The sequence below is a fragment of the Chryseobacterium sp. R2A-55 genome, from assembly GCF_021401085.1.
Classification (GTDB): domain Bacteria; phylum Bacteroidota; class Bacteroidia; order Flavobacteriales; family Weeksellaceae; genus Kaistella.
In genome coordinates this window covers 14,283-31,584 of record NZ_JACBFP010000012.1, presented here as the reverse complement: position 1 = coordinate 31,584, position 17,302 = coordinate 14,283, and the positions used below count along the sequence as shown (strand labels likewise).

The following is a 17,302-nucleotide window of genomic DNA, read 5'->3' as shown; positions in this document are numbered from 1 at the left end:
GTTGTTTTGATTTTTTTGTTTAAAATTGTTTTGATTGATGTCTGATGATTTTGTTTAAAATTTGATCAATTTTATATAAGACTTTTTTATCCTGTTTAATCCTAAAATTTTTTATTTCCTTCTCAACTGTAAAACTTTTTCCACATCTTCGTTTCTGAATCTGCTTAAAGTTACCTTTCCATAGATTTTATAGATTTTGTCTCGTGCTTCCTTGTATTCATTGTGGATCGGACAGGGATTGGTTTCTGAACAGAACTCCAAACCAAGACCGCAACCATGGAACATTTTGTCACCGTCGATGGCTTCCACAATATCTGCCAGAGAAAATTCCGCGGCTTTATCCGAAATATAAAATCCGCCATATCTGCCTTTCGCGGATTGCAGGAAACCCTGTTTGCTCAATCCCTGCAGAATCTTCGCGATGAAAAGCTCCGGAGAGTTGATTTTCTCCGAGATTTCCTTGATGTTGACCATAGTTCCATCCTTGGATTTCTGCGCTACATAAATCATTGCCCTTAAAGCATATTCACAAGTTTTCGAAAGCATATCAGTAATTCTACCCGACAAAGGTAAGTTTAATTTTTAATTCAGACAAGTTTGTCTTAATTAAAAATGGACGGAAAAAATCCCCCAAGAAAATTTCTCAGAGGATTCAGAATATTTAGTGGAATTAAACCTCCACACTTTCCGCAGAATGTTGTTTCACCAGTTCCTGCTGCACATTGGGCGGAACAAGTTGGTAATCCGAAAACTTCATGGTGAATTTGGCTCTGCCTCCCGTAATCGAACGGAGCGTGGAACCGTAATCGTGCATTTCTGCCAACGGAACATTGGCCATGATTTTCTGGTAATGCCCTTCGGAATCCATTCCGGAAATAATGGCACGCCGGGTTTGAAGATCGCCCATTACATCACCTGTATCCTCATCCGGACATAGGATTTCCACGGAATACATGGGTTCCAAAAGTTGCGGTTTTGCCATGTGGAAAGCAGTTTTAAACGCTCCGGAAGCCGCCAACTGGAAGGAAATATCATTGGAATCCACACTGTGCATTTTGCCGTCATAGACAGAAACACGAATGTTTTGGCAGTGGGAACCTGTCAATGGACCTTCTTTCATTTGCTGCATGATTCCTTTTTTAATGGCTCCAATATATCGGTTATCGATAGCTCCACCTACGATACACCAGTAGAAAGCGAGTTTTCCGCCCCATGGTAAATCTTCAATTTCTTTCTGTCGGATGCTCATTCCTGTGGGTTCGTCCATTCCTTCATAAAAATTCTCAACCCGCATGTGGATTTCCCCGAATTGTCCGGCTCCACCGGATTGTTTTTTATGGCGATAATCGGCATCAGCTTTAGAAGTAATTGTTTCTCTGTAAGGAATTTTAGGGTTACTGAAATTCATTTTCACGCCAAATTCGTCCTGCAGTCTTTGTTTCACCAAATCCAGATGCAACTGACCTTGACCATGCAGCAATGTTTGTTTCAGTTCCGCAGATTGTTCCACCCTCAAAGTTGGATCCTCTTCTGAAATCCTGTTGAGCGCAGTCACCAGCTTTTCCATATCGGCGGAAGAATCCGTGGAAACGGCTTTTCTGATTCGGCTTTCCGGGAATTCCATCGGGCGGATTTTTCGGTCCAGACCTTTGGTATTCAGGGTGTTGTTTGAGTGCCCGTATTTCAATTTTACGGTGGCTCCCAAATCTCCCGCCACGAGTTCATTCACAGGGATTCTGTCTTTGCCTTTTGCCAAAAATATTTGAGAAATTCTTTCTGTTTCGCCATTGTTAGCGTTCACCAATTCGTCACCCGCTTTCAATTTCCCTGTCAGTACTTTAAAGTAAGAAACCATTCCCACCTGGGGTTCAGATAAGGTCTTATAGATAAAAATGGTTGTTTTATCGTTCGGATCATAGGTGATTTCTTCACCGTTTTCCAATTTCCTTGCTGGTCGGTCCGCTGGTGACGGGGCGATATCGTTGATGAATCCCATCAATCTTCCGGTTCCCATGTCTTTCAAACCGCTGGTGACGAAAACCGGGAAAAACTGCTGGTTTGCAATGGCGATGGTGATTCCTTTTGCCAATTCCTCTTCGGAAAGGTTTCCTTCCTCGAAATATTTTTCCATTAAACCTTCCTCATTTTCCGCGGCAATTTCCACCAAAGCGTTGTGCATGGCGTTGGCTTTTTCCATTTCGGATTCGGGGATGGGTTTTTTCTCGGGTTTGCCGCCGTTTGAGGGGAATTCGTACATCACCATTCTCAAAGCGTCTATAATTTGGTTAAATTGCGGTCCAGAATTGTGTGGATATTGAATAGGAAGAAGTTTCGGGCCGAATCTTTCTTTTGCCTGTTCCAAAGTTTTCTCAAAATCCGCTTTCGGATGATCCATCTGGTTGATGACGAAAATAGTGGGGGTGTGGTTTTTTTCTACGTACTCCCAAACCAGTTCGGTTCCCACTTCTACACCGTTTGCGGCGTTCAAAACAATTACTGCGGTATCGGCCACTTTTAATGAAGAAACGATTTCGCCGACGAAATCGTCAAATCCGGGAGTATCGATGATGTTGATTTTATTGTCGCGCCAGTTGACAAACATTTGGTGTGAGAAAATAGTTTTGCCTTTTTCGTGTTCCAAATCGGTATTGTCGCTCACGGTGTTCTGCGCTTCCACAGTTCCGCGGCGCTTAATCTCCCCGCCTTCAAATAACATGGCTTCAATGAGCGTGGTTTTGCCGCTATCGGAATGTCCGAGCATCACCACGTTTCGTAAATTTTTGGTTTCAGCACTCATAACTAAATGTTTTGTTTAAAGTTTGACGTTTGCACTGCTTTCAAATTTGGCAGTTCCAGAATAGATCTACTGCATTTGAACCTGCATGCTCCATTTTTTTGGAGAACTAAAGTTACGAAGTTTTTAAATTAATTGCCGAAAAAATAAAGATGTGAAGGAATGATATTTGGCAGGAATAGGAATCTCATTAATCTTTAAGGACAAAAACACCAAATTGAAAATAAACGAATTGAAAAGCACCACAATCCGCAGAACTGAGCTCTGTGTAGAAGCTGAAAGTTGAAAAAGCAGAAAGCACTCCGTGGGAGTGCCATCTTATCATATAAAAACCTGAATTCTACACCGGGAAAAAAACGCTGCAGATGACATTCCTGCGGAATGCTTTTTCGCTCCGGGAACAGTATTGCTACCCGGATAAACTGCTACGGAGTTTCAAAATTCCTACTTGATCAACCCCAGTTCCACCAATCTTTCATGCAGGAATTCACCTGCAGTGGTGTCCGGGTAAAGTTTCGGGTTATTTTCGTCAAAAGTCCCTTCCAAAGCATTGAGCGGCATTTCACTTACCGGATGCATAAAGAACGGAATGGAATATCTTGAACTTCCCCACAGTTCTCTTGGCGGATTCACTACCTGGTGAATGGTGGATTTCAGTTTGTTATTGGTATGTCTGGAAAGCATATCGCCTACGTTGATCATCAGTTCGTCTGGTTGAGCAATTGCGTCAATCCATTCACCGTCGTGGTTTTGAACCTGCAGTCCTTTTCCTTGCGCCCCCATCAGCAAAGTGATCAGGTTAATATCGCCATGTGCCGCTGCACGAACTGCATTATCCGGTTCTTCCGTGATTGGAGGATAGTGAATCGGACGAAGAATTGAGTTTCCTTCCTTCACAAACCGGTCGAAGTAGAATTCATCTAATCCAAGATGCAGAGCAAGGGCTCTTAACACATAAACTCCCGTCTTTTCCAACATTTGGAAAGCCAATTTTCCCACCTCATTGAACTTCGGAGTTTCTTTTACGATCACATTTTCCGGATAAACTTCGGCATATTTTGAACCTTCGTTAAGGTATTGTCCAAAATGCCAGAATTCCTTCAAGTCACCTTTTTTGAAACCTTTTGCGGTTTCTTTACCGAATCCCACATAACCGCGCTGTCCGCCGATTCCAGGAATTTCGTACTGTTGTTTGGTCTCCACAGGAAGATTGAAAAAATTTTTCACTTCGCCATAAAGTTCATCAACCAGATTGTCATCCAAAAAGTGACCTTTTAAGGCGACAAAGCCGATTTCTTCGTAAGCTTTTCCGATTTCATTGACAAATTTTTGTTTGCGTTCCGGGTTGTCCGAAAGGAAATCACGCAAATCCACACTAGGAATTTGATTCATTGTATTTGCTTAAAAATTACGGGGGCAAAAATAGGGAAAATTTAGCGGAGCGGAAACTGGGTCAGCAATTCCAAGAATTGAGGAAAGTGATGATGGCACAAACAGACCGGATTCGTTCCCTATTGATCTTTTGATCTGTAAGAAAAATGATTTTCTCAATGAGCGGATTTTTGGATTTAATAATTCGTAAATTTGCATCCATCCAAAATTTCCCATGAAACAGTTCTCTTCCAAACGAAGCATCCAGATTTTAGCACACCTTTTAGAGCAGTACGGAATCCACAATATCGTGATTTCTCCCGGTTCCAGGAACGCACCTTTAGCAATCCATTTTTCGGAACTTGAAAGTTTCAACTGCTACAGCATTGTGGACGAAAGGAGCGCCGGCTTCGTGGGTTTGGGAATGGCTAAAAGCGAGAAAAAACCTGTCGCAATTACCTGCACAAGCGGCTCTGCCTCAGCAAATTATTATCCTGCGATTACCGAAGCATTCTATCAAAATGTTCCGCTTTTGGTGTTAACTGCAGATCGCCCAACAGATTTCGTGGATATTTTTGATGGACAAACCATCCGCCAAAAAGAGATTTTCGCCCAACATTCTTATGGAGATTTTCAACTTTTGGAGGACGAAAAAGAAGGTGCCGATGAAACCAATTTTGAGCTCATTAAAAAAGCGGTGGAATTGTGTTTCGAGAAAAAAGGTCCGGTTCACATCAATATTCCTTTGGAAGAACCTCTTTATGAATTGATTACGGAAATTCCGAAATTTCCTGCCATAGAAAAAACCATCCGGAAAAAAAATTACGAACTCCCTTCCAACCTCGCCGCAGAATGGAACACCGCGAAGAGAATTATGATTCTGGTGGGAACCAGAGACTACAGTGAGGAACTGGAAATGCAGCTGTCTCAATTGGTCAAAAATCACAGCGCCGTCATTTTATGCGAAGCCAATTCCAATTTGAGAAACGAAAAGTTTTTCTCGCATATCGACCGCTATATTTATAATTTTGGCGAAGAGGATTTCAAAACCTATGGTCCGGAACTTTTGATTACCATTGGACAAAACGTGGTCTCCAAAAAAATCAAGCAGTTTTTGAGGAAGGCGAAACCGAAAAATCACTGGCACATCGACGAAGTCTGGCATCCGGATACGTTCTTTTCTTTAACCGAAAAAATAGAAGCTACCGCCGAAAATTTCTTCGCCAAATTATTGAATTTCGCAAAATTAGAACCGCAACCTTACTACAATCTGTGGGATATTTTGCGGGACAAAAAAGATTTGAGGCATCAGGAATATTGCCTTCTGACCAATTTTTCAGATTTCAAATTCTTTGAATCACTTTCCTATAAACTGCCGGAAAACATCAATTTGCATTTCAGCAATTCATCGGCAATCCGCTATGCGCAACTTTTCGATTTTAATAAAAATAAAGTCTATTGCAACCGGGGAACCAGCGGAATTGACGGCTCCACTTCTACCGCGATGGGATTTGCCATGCGTAATCCGAAGCAAACGGTTCTCATTACGGGAGATCTGAGTTTTTTCTACGATATCAATGGACTTTGGAACAATTATATCCCGCCTTATACCCGAATTATCATTTTCAACAACGGCGGTGGAGATATTTTCAAGATTATTCCCGGACCAAGTTCCACCAACGCTTTAGATGAATTTATCCTGACCAAACACCATAAAAACGCAGAACTCCCCGCCAAACATTTTGGGTTTGGATATTCCAAAGTGGACGATGAGGAAACGCTTTTGAGGGTTTTGGAAAATTTCTTTAAACCTGATCAAAAAGCAAAAATTTTAGAAGTAGATACTTCCAAAGTGGAAAACGCTGACGTTCTGAAAGGGTATTTTGAGTTTTTGAAAAATTCTTAAAAAACGATCTGATTTTTTGTTGCGGGAATTTACTTTAAAATCCACCTGAATATAATTTCGCCATTCCAAAAGCGTACATTTTCACGCTTATTTTAAAAATCCAAACAGAGGTCTACAATTCCAAATAATCGCCATTTTCGGGCAGATTGGTGATTTTTTCTATCGGGTAAATAAACATATCGTCGAAATCGTTCATCGAATTGATGATTTGAAAATGCGAAAACTCCTTGATGTTTTGCAAAGTAATTTCAGTTTCCCTGATCTTTTTGCTTTTCAGCAAATGCTGTCTCTGAACGCCATTTAAAAGAAAACTTGTGGGCGTGAACCATTCTTTCCCTTTCTGAAAAAGGAGATTTGAATAGGAAGTATCGGTGATGTGGTTGTTTTTCACGATGATGATTTCATTAGCTTTTGATTTCATCTTCATCCTTTCCAACTCCGTTCTATCCTCAAATTTGAAGGAATAACTGAAGGAATTGTTATCTACCAATTGAAAATCGGTAATTTCTGAAATCGCGTAGGGAATCAGTTGTGTTCTAACACGTTTTTCCAAATCATAAGAAATCCTGAGCTTGAAAAGCCCGTCCTCATCGTGGTTCAGCGATTTATAAATTTTGTCCAAATCGATGGAACCCTTATTTCCGAAATTCGCAAAAGTATCATTCACCCGCTTTTGATGAAAATCCAGGAGAAAAATTTTCTGGTCTTCTATCTTAATGCTTTCAAAGAATTGGGACATAAATTTTGTTTTTCATTTCTTGGTATTCGTCGGCTAATATACTTAAATGGGTGATTCCGCCACCACTTTTGAAGTATAATTTTCCATTTTCTTTTTGTATGAACCTGATCATCACGCAGGAATCCAGGTTTTTTCCGTCGAACCGGCCGCAAACTCCGGTATAGAAACCGCGTTCGTAGTTTTCAGCTTCCAGAATGATCTCCAGCGTTTTTGGTTTTGGCGCACCAAGAATGGAACCGGCGGGAAGAAGCGTCTTCATAATGCTTCCGATTTTGTTTTGGAATTCAGGTTTTAATTTCCCTGAAATTTCCGAACTCATCGCATAGAGGTTTTTTTGTTTGGTTTTAATGAAGTCAATCCGCTGAAAAGCATTCACTTTCACCTGATCTGCGACCATGCTCAAATCGTTTCGGAGCAAATCCACCACGGTATAATGTTCGGCTTTTTCCTTCGCATCATTTTTCAGGGTTTCCACGGCGTTTTCCTTTGCCGCATCAATGGTTCCCTTCATCGGATGGGTAAAAATTTCACCATTGGCAATTTCCACAAATGTTTCCGGTGAAAAAAACACAAACTGATCCGGAACCAAAACCTTGTATTTCGCCTTCGAAAAATGAAAGATTTCTTCCAATGAAAAATTGGTTTCAATTTCAGTTGTACAGGTGTAATTAGCGAGGTAGGAATTCCCGAACCTCAAATTTTCCTGCACCTTTTCGAAGCCATTTTTGTAGGTTTCTAGGGATTCCGGAAATGAAACCAATTCCAGTATTTTATCCGGACCTTCTTCCACATTACTGTTTTTAAAATCCTTAAAGTCAACCAGCAAACCGGAATCCGCAAGTTCAGGTTCGGTAAAAACCCACACATTCTCCATTAGGAAATCCACCATAAAGAAGAACGGAACTCCCTGGATTGAAAGTTGATCCATCCTCCCAAAATTTTTCTGTGCTTCTGAATTCATCCGTGCAAAAATACGGTTTTAGGAAAAAACTCCTGTTGTGTTTCTTGAATCCCAATTCTTTTGCCTCGATTCTTTTCCCCTGTTTCTCTTGCCTTGTTTCTTTTCCCTATTTTTGCCGGATGGAACAAAACAACCTGCCGAAACCCGGACTCAGCAACATCCTTTCAGACGCTTTCAGATATTGGAACCGCACCCTTTTTTTCCAACTGCTTTACAGCCTCCTGTTCTTTTCGCTTTTTTTTCTCGGCTATTTCTACCTCTTCCAGCGTTTTGGTTTATGGGAGGAATACTCGAAATACTTGGAAGTGACCCAAAACAACATTCCCGCACTTAATGAAAAAATGAAGGAACTTGCCGAACTTCCGCAAATGGGAAGTTTCATTTTGGCAGTTTTTGTATTACTCGCCCTGCTCAATCCGCTGAATGTGGGATTTTATAAGATGTACCGGAAAATTGATCTGGGTGAAAAACCCGAAATCAACGATTTATTCGCCGGGTATTTAGGTTTTAATTTTTTCAAATATTTTGGATTCTACCTGTTTTGGTTCATCGTCTTCAGTTATGGTAACTCGCTTTTGATTTTGGGACTGGTCTGGATCTTCATCACCTTGTTTTCGTTGCCGCTCATGTTTTTTATGGACCTGAAAATTTTTGACGGGATCAGGTTCAGCATCAAAGGTTTGCGAAAGGATTTCCCGACTATTGTGGTAGCCATGTTCGTTGCGCTTCTATTCGGATTGAGCGGAATTTTGGTATTCGGATTTGGTTTCCTTTTCACCTTCCCATTTTGGAATGCGATGATTTATTCTCTTTATAAACATTATTTTAAAGAACTTTCCTAAAATTCTTATTGAATTCCACGAAAGTTTCATGAAAAATTTTATATTTGATAAACCTTAAAAATAAACAACATGGACGCTTTTCAAGAATTCGATCAACCCAATGCTCCTCAGAAATCGAGTGGTGAAATCATTTCCCACGCTTTCGGAATTTACAAAGGGATTTTTCTTTACGTACTTTTGGCAATGGCCATCTACATCGTGGCCTCACTGCTGGTTAAGACCTTTTCCGGTTTCGATCAGCAAATGATGATGGAAGAAATTCGAGATTCCGCAGGAGACTATTCATCACTTAGAATTTGGGAAATCCCGGGATTGAAATTCTACTACGGAATTTCCGGATTGGTGGGAATATTGGCTGCTCCACTTTATGTGGGACTGATGTATATTGCAAACAAATACAGCTATAAACAGCAGATCCAAATTTCAGATCTGTTCATCGGGTACAGACAAAATTTTCTGAATATTATTTTGTATGCAGTGATTTCATCCATTATTTTGGTAATCTCCATGATGCTGTGCTTCTTGCCTTTCTTTTTTGTGCTGCCATTTTTGATGTTGGGGTATCCAATATTATTGTTCGAAAATAAGAGTGCCATGGAAGCATTGAGCAAGTCTTTCCAAATTGCCAAAGAAAATTATGGTGTTTTCCTGGGGACCACTTTATTGGGAATGCTGATCAGTATTTCGGGATTGTTGCTTTGCATCGTGGGAATCCTTCTGACCATGTATTTTTATTTAATCGTGATGTATTCGCTGTACTGCGCTTATTTAGGAAGACCGAGACAAATTGAGGTTAAAAATTAAAAAATAAGATCAAAATATTTGTACATTTGAAAGCAATAGTTCCACACTGTTGCTTTTTTTTAAACCCAAAATATGCCGAACAGAAAATACCAAGTCCACGCCGTCAAGATTAAGCAATTTTTTTTGCTGGCGGTTATCGTTGCACTTGCCGGACTGATTTTCTTCAATCTTTCCATGTTCATCCCGGGTGCTTTGGGAGCGATCACGCTCTACATCATTTGCCGGAGATACAACCTTTATCTTCAGGAGGAAAAAAAATGGAAACCGTGGGTGGCTTCCAGCGTTTTGATTTTGGGCACTTTGGTCGTTTTAATTCTGCCCATCTATTTTATTGCAGATTTGCTGATTGAAAAATTGGGAAACGCATCCGTTTATATGGATAAATTCAACATCTTTATCGATAAGATCCATGCGTTCGTTTATCAGAAAACCAATCTGGATATGCTCAATAAAGAAAATTTGGACAAACTCAAGAATATGGTGGGGAAATATTCCACTGCAGCAGTGAGCGGCACTTTCAATACTTTGACCGTGGTGGCTTCCATGTACTTCATCCTCTATTTTATGCTCGAGAAACCACGGCTTTTTGAACGGTTGATCAGAGATGCTGCCCCTTTGAAAAAAGCAAACATCAACCTTATTGGCGATAAGATCCAGAAAATGGTGGTAGCCAATGCAATCGGAATCCCGGTTACTGCGATTGGTCAAGGTGTGGTAGCGCTGATTGGTTACTGGATTTTTGGTGCACCAAGTGCGATTCTCTTGTTTGCGCTGACCTGTGTAGCCTCCATGCTTCCTGTGGTAGGTGCGGCGGTGGTCTGGATTCCGGTCTGTATTTTCATGATTGCGGAAGGAAGAGTGGGACCGGGAATTGGACTTGCGCTGTATTCATTGGTGGTGGTAGGATTGACCGATAATGTTTTGAGATTCACCATTTTAAAAAAACTAGAAAATATCCATCCATTAAATACCGTTTTCGGAATTATCGCCGGACTCAACCTTTTTGGCTTTATAGGTTTGGTTTTCGGACCGATTTTGATTTCGATTACCGTGTTGCTGATTCAGGTATATCGGGACGAATTCAGCACAGACGATAGGGAAATCATTTTACCCGAACCCAAAGAAATCGAAAAGAAAATTAACCTGGAGATCTGATGGAAAAATTGCCGCAAGAAATCTACTTTCCCCGTCCCTAAAGGGAGAGAAATTTCCTCAAATAAGAACCCTATAGACCATGGAAGAATTGCACCCGGAAATCCTGAAAGAAATCTGCGAAGTTGAAATGCCCTTTGGAAAATACAAAGGTACGATCCTGGCCGATTTGCCCATCCATTACCTGGAATGGTTTCAGCGACAGGGAATGCCGAAAGGAAAACTCGGAATGCAGCTTTCCACGATTTACGAGATTAAGCTGAATGGCTTGACGGATTTGCTGGTCCCGATTCGCGGGAAAGTGAGAGAGGAGAAAGCGAAGAAGAGGGTTTTTAGATTTTGAATAAAAAAAACCGAAGAGTATTTCGCCATTTATTTTAAAGAGCATTATTTTTTTGGTACTGAACAGGTTTAATGTTTTCCCTTCAAAATATAACTTCAGACAAGATGATGCAGACAAATCCAATACTGCACTTTGGTTTCGTATCTGATCAAAAGTGCTGTGGAACTGTCTGTCCGCACATTCATCTGCTCTGTCACTAACCTTTTTTTGTTCAGTTTATTATCCGGTATTTCTTCTGCTTCCCGGCTACTATCGCTCCTTCGTAAGTCAGCCTCCCTTCAAAACCGCAATCTCGTCCCGGAATCTTGCAGCAGAAATGAAGTCCAGATTTTTTGCTGCTTTCTCCATGGCCTTCTGTTTTTCGGCGATGAGTTTTTCCAGATCTTCGCTTCCGTACCGGGCGCGCTCTTCCGCGACTTTTTGCAGGATTTCTTTTTGGATGTATTTTTCATCCGGGAAATCTTTGCTCCTTCCCACCAAAATCTCGGAGATCTTTTTGTTCAAAGCCGTCGGAACCAAACCATGCTCCTCGTTGTATTTCATCTGCTTTTCCCGGCGGTAGTTGGTTTCGTCAATGGTTGCCTGCATCGATTTGGTCATTTTATCGGCGTACATGATCGCTTTTCCGTTCACATTTCTTGCAGCACGACCAACGGTTTGAATCATCGAGCGGCGTGAGCGAAGCATTCCCTCTTTATCGGCATCCAAAATCGCAACCAGCGAGACTTCCGGCAAATCCAGACCTTCCCGCAAAAGGTTCACCCCCACCAAAACATCAAACAGTCCAACCCGCAGATCCTGCATGATCTGGATTCGTTCCAGTGTTTCCACATCGGAGTGGATGTAGCGCGTTCTGATTCCCACTTTCGTGAAATATTTCGAGAGCTCTTCCGCCATTTTTTTGGTCAAAGTCGTTACCAAAATTCTTTCGTCTTCTTCTACCCTTTTCTGGATTTCTTCAATAAGGTCATCGATTTGGTTTAAGGTGGGGCGAACTTCAATCACAGGATCCAGCAATCCGGTTGGACGAATAATCTGCTCGATATATTCACCACCGCTTTTTTCCAGTTCATAATCCGCCGGAGTTGCGGAAACGTAAATCACCTGATTCTGCATTTCCTCAAACTCATTGAATTTCAAAGGCCGGTTATCCAAAGCCGCCGGAAGCCGGAATCCGTATTCCACCAAAACTTCTTTTCGGCTCCGGTCACCTCCGTACATCGCGTGGATTTGCGGAATGGTGGCGTGGCTTTCATCAATCACCATCAGATAATCTTTCGGGAAATAGTCCAGAAGACAGAAAGGTCTGGAACCGGGAAGTCTTCCGTCAAAATACCTTGAATAATTCTCTATTCCACTGCAATAGCCGAGTTCCTTCATCATTTCCAGATCCAGTTCGGTCCTTTCCTGGAGCCGTTTTGCTTCAAATGGTTTTTCAATTTGGTTAAAGAAATCAACCTGCTTCACCATATCGTCCTGGATTTCGCGGATGGCATTTTGCTGGGTTTCCTTGGAGGTCACGAACAGATTCGCCGGATAAATCTGAATCTGGTCAAAATCAGACATCACATTTCCGGAAACCGGATCGAAACTTTGAATCTTCTCAATCTCATCGCCAAAAAAATGCACCCGGACCGCATTGTCGGCATAAGCAGGATAAACATCCACCACATCTCCTTTCACCCGGAAAGTCCCGCGTTGAAATTCATTTAAAGTTCTTGCATACAACGCATTAACCAGGGAATGAAGGAGATTTGTCCTAGTCAGTTTTTGGTTTTTCTCAATGGAAATCAGCGATTTGTTGAATTCCGCAGGATTTCCGATCCCATAGATGCAGGAAACCGAAGCAACAATCAAAACATCCCTTCTTCCGGAAAGCAAACTTGCCGTTGCAGAAAGCCGAAGTTTCTCCACCTCTTCATTGATGGATAAATCCTTTTCAATATAGGTATTTGTGGATGCGATGAATGCTTCCGGCTGGTAATAGTCGTAATAACTCACGAAATATTCCACGGCATTTTCAGGAAAGAACTCCTTGAATTCCATGAAGAGCTGTGCCGCCAAAGTTTTGTTGTGCGCCAAAACCAAAGTCGGTTTCTGCACATTCTGCACCACGTTTGCCACGGTGAACGTTTTCCCGGAACCGGTCACTCCGAGAAGGGTTTGATATTTTTCGCCGATTTCAATGCCGCTGGTCAATTTTTCAATGGCTTGCGGTTGGTCGCCGGTGGGTCGGTATTCTGATTGGAGATTGAAATTCATAGTTGAGATGATAGAAAAAAGAAAGTAGTGAACAGACTATTTTCTTGGTGCAAAATTAGCGAAAATTGAATTGGTGGTAATTTTTTAAAAACGCATCAATGTCGGTTGTCTGCTCCGGTTTTTCCGGACGATTAATTGCTTCATCCATTGCTGCAGGTGTTTCCTCATCTGCCTTTCTTGAAGCGTTTTATATAAATCTCCGTTCAAACAAATGGAGGTGAGTTTCTTTTCACCTATCATTTTGCAGTGTTCTGTATATTAAATGTAATACAAAATTTGTGCAGGATGAAGTTGATTTCAGACTAAACATGGTAAATCCCAAAAACTTGCTATTTTTAAGGAATAAATTTTGTACTCCAACATAACATTCCACAACCATTCTCCAATGAAAACCAAACTGAACCATAGCATTCCGTTTTTAGCTTTAATCTTTTTAATGTCCTGCGGCGGAAATTCGAAATCCCAAAATACCATTCCAAACGAAACCGTTTCGGAAAGCGGGAAACTTCCCAATCCTGAAACTGGACACCCGAATTCACCGGAATTTAAATCCGCATTTGTCGGACAAACCAGAATTCAGGGGGTGAAAACCGCAACTCCTTATCAGGTTGAAGTCTTAAATTCCCATTTAGGAAAACCATGGGGAATTGCCAATTTGCCGGATGGAAGATTCCTGATTTCGGAAAAATCCGGCTTCATGAACATTGTTTCTGCCGACGGAAAAACGGTTTCAAAAGTGGAAGGTTTCCCGAAAGTGGATTCCCGCGGACAAGGCGGACTTCTAGACGTAGCCCTCGATCCGGACTTTAAAAACACCCGGATGATTTTCTTTAGCTTTTCTGAACCGGCTTCCGGTGGAAATCACACTGCGGTGGGAAAAGGGAAACTTTCGGCAGATGAAAAAATTCTTGAAAATCCCACCGTCATTTTCAGGGCTACTCCAACTTATGACGGAAGACTGCACTACGGAAGCCGGCTTGTTTTTGACCAGGACGGAAATTTGTTCGTGAGTACCGGGGAACGCTCTGATTTGGCAACCCGGCCTTTTGCGCAGAAACAGGATTCCTATTTGGGAAAGGTCTTAAGAATCACTAAGGAAGGAAAACCGGCACCGGGAAATCCAAATATCCCTGGATGGAAACCCGAAATTTATTCCACAGGACACAGAAATCCGCAAGGTTTGGCAATGGATGAAAAAGGCCGGCTTTGGGAAGCGGAAATGGGACCGAGAGGCGGCGATGAACTGAACCTCATCCAGCCAGGAAAAAATTACGGATGGGGCGATGTGACTTATGGAATCGAATACAGCGGCAAAAAAATCAACCACGGAACCACCCAAAAAGCCGGAACCGAACAACCCGTATATTATTGGGATCCATCCATCTCTATGAGTGGGATCACGTTCTATAACGGAACTATTGACGAATGGAAAAATGATCTTTTTCTGGGATGTTTAAGTGGAGAGAAAATCATCCGGTTGGTCATTAAAAATAATAAAGTGGTCGGTGAGGAATGGCTGTTGGAAGATAAAAAAGATCGGATCCGAGATGTGCTGAATGGGCAGGACGGAAATCTGTACGCCATTTCCGACAGCGGAAAGCTCTATAAGATTTCAAAGAAATGACCAAGTAAAAAGTCTGACGGAAAATTCCATCAGACTTTTTCTTTATTGATCACAGTCTTAGAACTTGAAATTCACTCTTGCAAAAACCTGCCTTCCCGCAAATCCCATTTGAACCGGGTCGAAAATTCCCCCAGACTCTGTGTTTCCGGCAGAAACCTGTGCAGTTTGCAACGTTGGATATTGATTGAAAATATTTTTCCCGCCCAAAGTCAGATTGAATTTTGGCGTAAAATGATATCCAAATGACAAATCGGTTGTAATTCTTGCGTCATAATTTTGGAAATCATCCGGACCTTCATAACCGAGATAGGTAACCTTGTCAAATCTCACCATCTGGAGATTCGCATTGAATTTCTTAACGGCATAATTAAGATTAAGGTTGAATTTTGTCCGCGGCGCAGAACTCAGGATAAACGCTCTTTCTCTTGGACTCAGATAAACTTCTTCTTTTCCGACCAGTTTTCCGGAGGTGTGAACCGCGGTGATGTCCATGTTGTTATAGTTTCCAGCTAAAGTTGCGACCAGATTTCCTGCACCGATGTTTTCGCGGTAAGTCAGAATCACATCCACTCCTCGGGTCTCCGTATCGATTGCATTGGTGAAGAACTGCGCCTGATCAATGTGATTTGCCGCCAAAATTGATCCGATGGCATCATCATCTTGTCCAAAATATCCGGTAAGCACGATTCGGTCCTTCACCTTTACATAATATCCATCTACTGTTGCGGTAAATTTTGAAGAATTAAAGGTAAAACCTGCGCTTCCATTGAGTGAAGTTTCCTGTTTTAAAGGAGAAATCCCAACTGCTTTTGCCAAATCGCTGTCATTGGAGGCAAGCTGAATGGTGACGAGTTGCTGTGCGATAAAATTCGTAAACTGCAAACTGTAATATTTTTGAACCAATGAAGGAGCGCGGAAACCTGTGGAAACCGACCCTCTTAAAGCAAATTGTGGCGTAATCACATACCTTGTAGAGAACTTCCCATTCAGCGTGCTTCCGAAATCGCTATAATTCTCGAATCGTCCTGCTGCACTTATCATCCAATTCTTGGTCACATCCAATTCCGTATCCACATAGCCTGCAAGATTGTTCCGGCTTTTGTTGACTTCCTGCGAATATCCTGGAAAACCCTGACTTCCACCGGGACGGATTTCCCCCGAAATCGGATTGGTCACATAGAGACTCGGATCGGTATTTTCGGTCACCACATTTCCATTGACATCATACATGGCATAGGAACCTTCTTCCCCTTTATAGATATTGAATTTCTCATACCGGAATTCCGAACCGAAGGCGATGTTCAACCCTTCCAAAACCCTGAATTTTTTCACAGCGCTGAATCCGGTGGTGTTCTGAAGCAGCGCATGTCCACCTGCGTCAAAACTGGTCTTTGATTTCGTTCCTAAAGTGGCATTCAGGGTATTGTCAATCTGATACCTGAAATTATTGTCACCAAAAGCATTGAAAAAATCCACATCCCAATCTGAGACTTTAAATTTCAAACCGTTGTCAAAAGTAAAATCGTTGATCTTTGTATTTTCGATGGGGTTGAAACCATCCGGATAAATTTCCGGAATATTTCCGTCAGAATCGGCAGATCTCGTCCACGCATAAGCTTTTGTGTTTCGGTAGGAAAATCCCGGATGAGTATAGAAAGTCAAGCCATCTGCAACGGGAATCTCGATGTTTCCAAAGAAATAGAAGTTTTTGGAAGCAGCGTCTCCAAACCTTTTTCGCGGCGCATCGTATTTGTCGGGATTTGCATTCCGGAAAGCGTATTGCTTGTCGATATATTCTACGGTGAAATTCCCAAATCCACCTTTTGAGCCTATCTTTGTTCCATAATTTCCGCTAAAATCGAAGGTATTTCCATCGATAGATTTATCAGAAATCACATCGTTGTTTCCGGGACTTTTAAAAAGATTTGCTCCATAAAAAACATCGCCTTCAAAACCTTTATTCCGGTCATTCAGAATCACATTGATTACTCCTGCAATCGCATCGGAACCATATTGCGCAGAAGCTCCATCACGCAAAACTTCTATTCTTTTGATGGCGGCAATCGGAATCGTGTTCATGTCCGTACCGGAATTTCCCCTTCCTTTTGTCCCGAAAAGATTCACCAGTGAAGATTGGTGGTATCTTTTCCCATTGAGCAAAACCAAAGTCTGATCAGGACCCAAACCCCGAAGCGTTGCCGGATCCACGGCATCTGAACCATCTGAGCCAGACTGTTTGTTGGAGTTAAAAGAGGGTGCGGAAAATTGAAGAAGTTGATTGAGATCCACCTGTCCCGTGTTTTTACTCACGTCTTTAATGTCGATCACATCCACCGGAACCGGACTGTTCACCACGGTTCTGTTTTTATTTCGGGAACCGGTGACGATGACCTCGTCAATTAACTTGTCATGACTGATGGTGTCCCCGGATTTGGTTTGCGCACTGATCAAAGTGATCCCTCCCAGGAAAAAAGCGACTCCTGCTGTTTTGAGTTTCATATTTT

General features: G+C 41.9%; 13 protein-coding genes. 6 read left to right on the top strand and 7 right to left on the bottom strand.

What is annotated here, in order from left to right; genetic code table 11:
- Positions 1-111 precede the first annotated feature (111 nt).
- The 3 genes from L0951_RS12095 to L0951_RS12085 form a co-directional block, all read right to left on the bottom strand.
- On the bottom strand, positions 112-546 hold the full coding sequence (locus L0951_RS12095) for an RrF2 family transcriptional regulator (protein WP_234111516.1): 435 nt from the start codon (positions 544-546) through the stop codon (positions 112-114).
- Positions 547-670: 124 nt separating this feature from the next.
- Positions 671-2,797: an elongation factor G gene (locus tag L0951_RS12090; RefSeq protein ID WP_234111515.1), complete on the bottom strand. Its 2,127-nt coding sequence runs from the start codon at positions 2,795-2,797 to the stop codon at positions 671-673.
- 441 nt (positions 2,798-3,238) lie between these two features.
- On the bottom strand, positions 3,239-4,186 hold the full coding sequence (locus L0951_RS12085; RefSeq protein ID WP_234111514.1) for an isopenicillin N synthase family dioxygenase: 948 nt from the start codon (positions 4,184-4,186) through the stop codon (positions 3,239-3,241).
- Between the two features lie 214 nt (positions 4,187-4,400).
- Here L0951_RS12085 and menD point away from each other — a divergent pair, with 214 nt between their 5' ends.
- Positions 4,401-6,071, top strand: coding sequence for a 2-succinyl-5-enolpyruvyl-6-hydroxy-3-cyclohexene-1-carboxylic-acid synthase (gene menD / locus L0951_RS12080; protein WP_234111513.1), 1,671 nt, complete (start codon positions 4,401-4,403; stop codon positions 6,069-6,071).
- Positions 6,072-6,183: 112 nt separating this feature from the next.
- Here menD and L0951_RS12075 read toward each other — a convergent pair whose 3' ends face one another.
- Both L0951_RS12075 and L0951_RS12070 read right to left on the bottom strand, forming a co-directional pair.
- On the bottom strand, positions 6,184-6,810 hold the full coding sequence (locus L0951_RS12075; protein ID WP_234111512.1) for an aminotransferase class IV: 627 nt from the start codon (positions 6,808-6,810) through the stop codon (positions 6,184-6,186).
- Positions 6,794-7,738 (bottom strand): aminodeoxychorismate synthase component I, encoded by a 945-nt coding sequence (locus L0951_RS12070; RefSeq protein ID WP_234111511.1) that lies wholly within the window; start codon positions 7,736-7,738, stop codon positions 6,794-6,796. Before L0951_RS12070 ends, L0951_RS12075 begins: the two co-directional genes overlap by 17 nt.
- A 152-nt stretch (positions 7,739-7,890) precedes the next feature.
- Between L0951_RS12070 and L0951_RS12065 the strand changes: the two genes are divergently transcribed.
- The 4 genes from L0951_RS12065 (at position 7,891) to L0951_RS12050 (ending at position 10,912) form a co-directional block, all read left to right on the top strand.
- Positions 7,891-8,613, top strand: coding sequence for a hypothetical protein (locus L0951_RS12065; RefSeq protein ID WP_234111510.1), 723 nt, complete (start codon positions 7,891-7,893; stop codon positions 8,611-8,613).
- A 69-nt stretch (positions 8,614-8,682) separates the two neighbouring features.
- On the top strand, positions 8,683-9,417 hold the full coding sequence (locus L0951_RS12060; protein WP_234111509.1) for a beta-carotene 15,15'-monooxygenase: 735 nt from the start codon (positions 8,683-8,685) through the stop codon (positions 9,415-9,417).
- A gap of 72 nt (positions 9,418-9,489) precedes the next feature.
- Entirely contained in the window at positions 9,490-10,572 is a 1,083-nt protein-coding gene (locus tag L0951_RS12055) for an AI-2E family transporter (protein WP_234111508.1), read from the top strand.
- Between the two features lie 88 nt (positions 10,573-10,660).
- Positions 10,661-10,912: a DUF3820 family protein gene (locus L0951_RS12050; protein ID WP_234111555.1), complete on the top strand. Its 252-nt coding sequence runs from the start codon at positions 10,661-10,663 to the stop codon at positions 10,910-10,912.
- Between the two features lie 267 nt (positions 10,913-11,179).
- Here L0951_RS12050 and uvrB read toward each other — a convergent pair whose 3' ends face one another.
- A complete protein-coding gene (uvrB, locus tag L0951_RS12045; protein ID WP_234111507.1) occupies positions 11,180-13,174 on the bottom strand; it encodes an excinuclease ABC subunit UvrB in 1,995 nt (664 codons plus the stop codon).
- A gap of 385 nt (positions 13,175-13,559) precedes the next feature.
- Here uvrB and L0951_RS12040 point away from each other — a divergent pair, with 385 nt between their 5' ends.
- On the top strand, positions 13,560-14,798 hold the full coding sequence (locus tag L0951_RS12040) for a PQQ-dependent sugar dehydrogenase (RefSeq protein WP_234111506.1): 1,239 nt from the start codon (positions 13,560-13,562) through the stop codon (positions 14,796-14,798).
- Between the two features lie 57 nt (positions 14,799-14,855).
- Here L0951_RS12040 and L0951_RS12035 read toward each other — a convergent pair whose 3' ends face one another.
- Entirely contained in the window at positions 14,856-17,297 is a 2,442-nt protein-coding gene (locus tag L0951_RS12035; RefSeq protein ID WP_234111505.1) for a TonB-dependent receptor plug domain-containing protein, read from the bottom strand.
- Positions 17,298-17,302 lie beyond the last annotated feature (5 nt).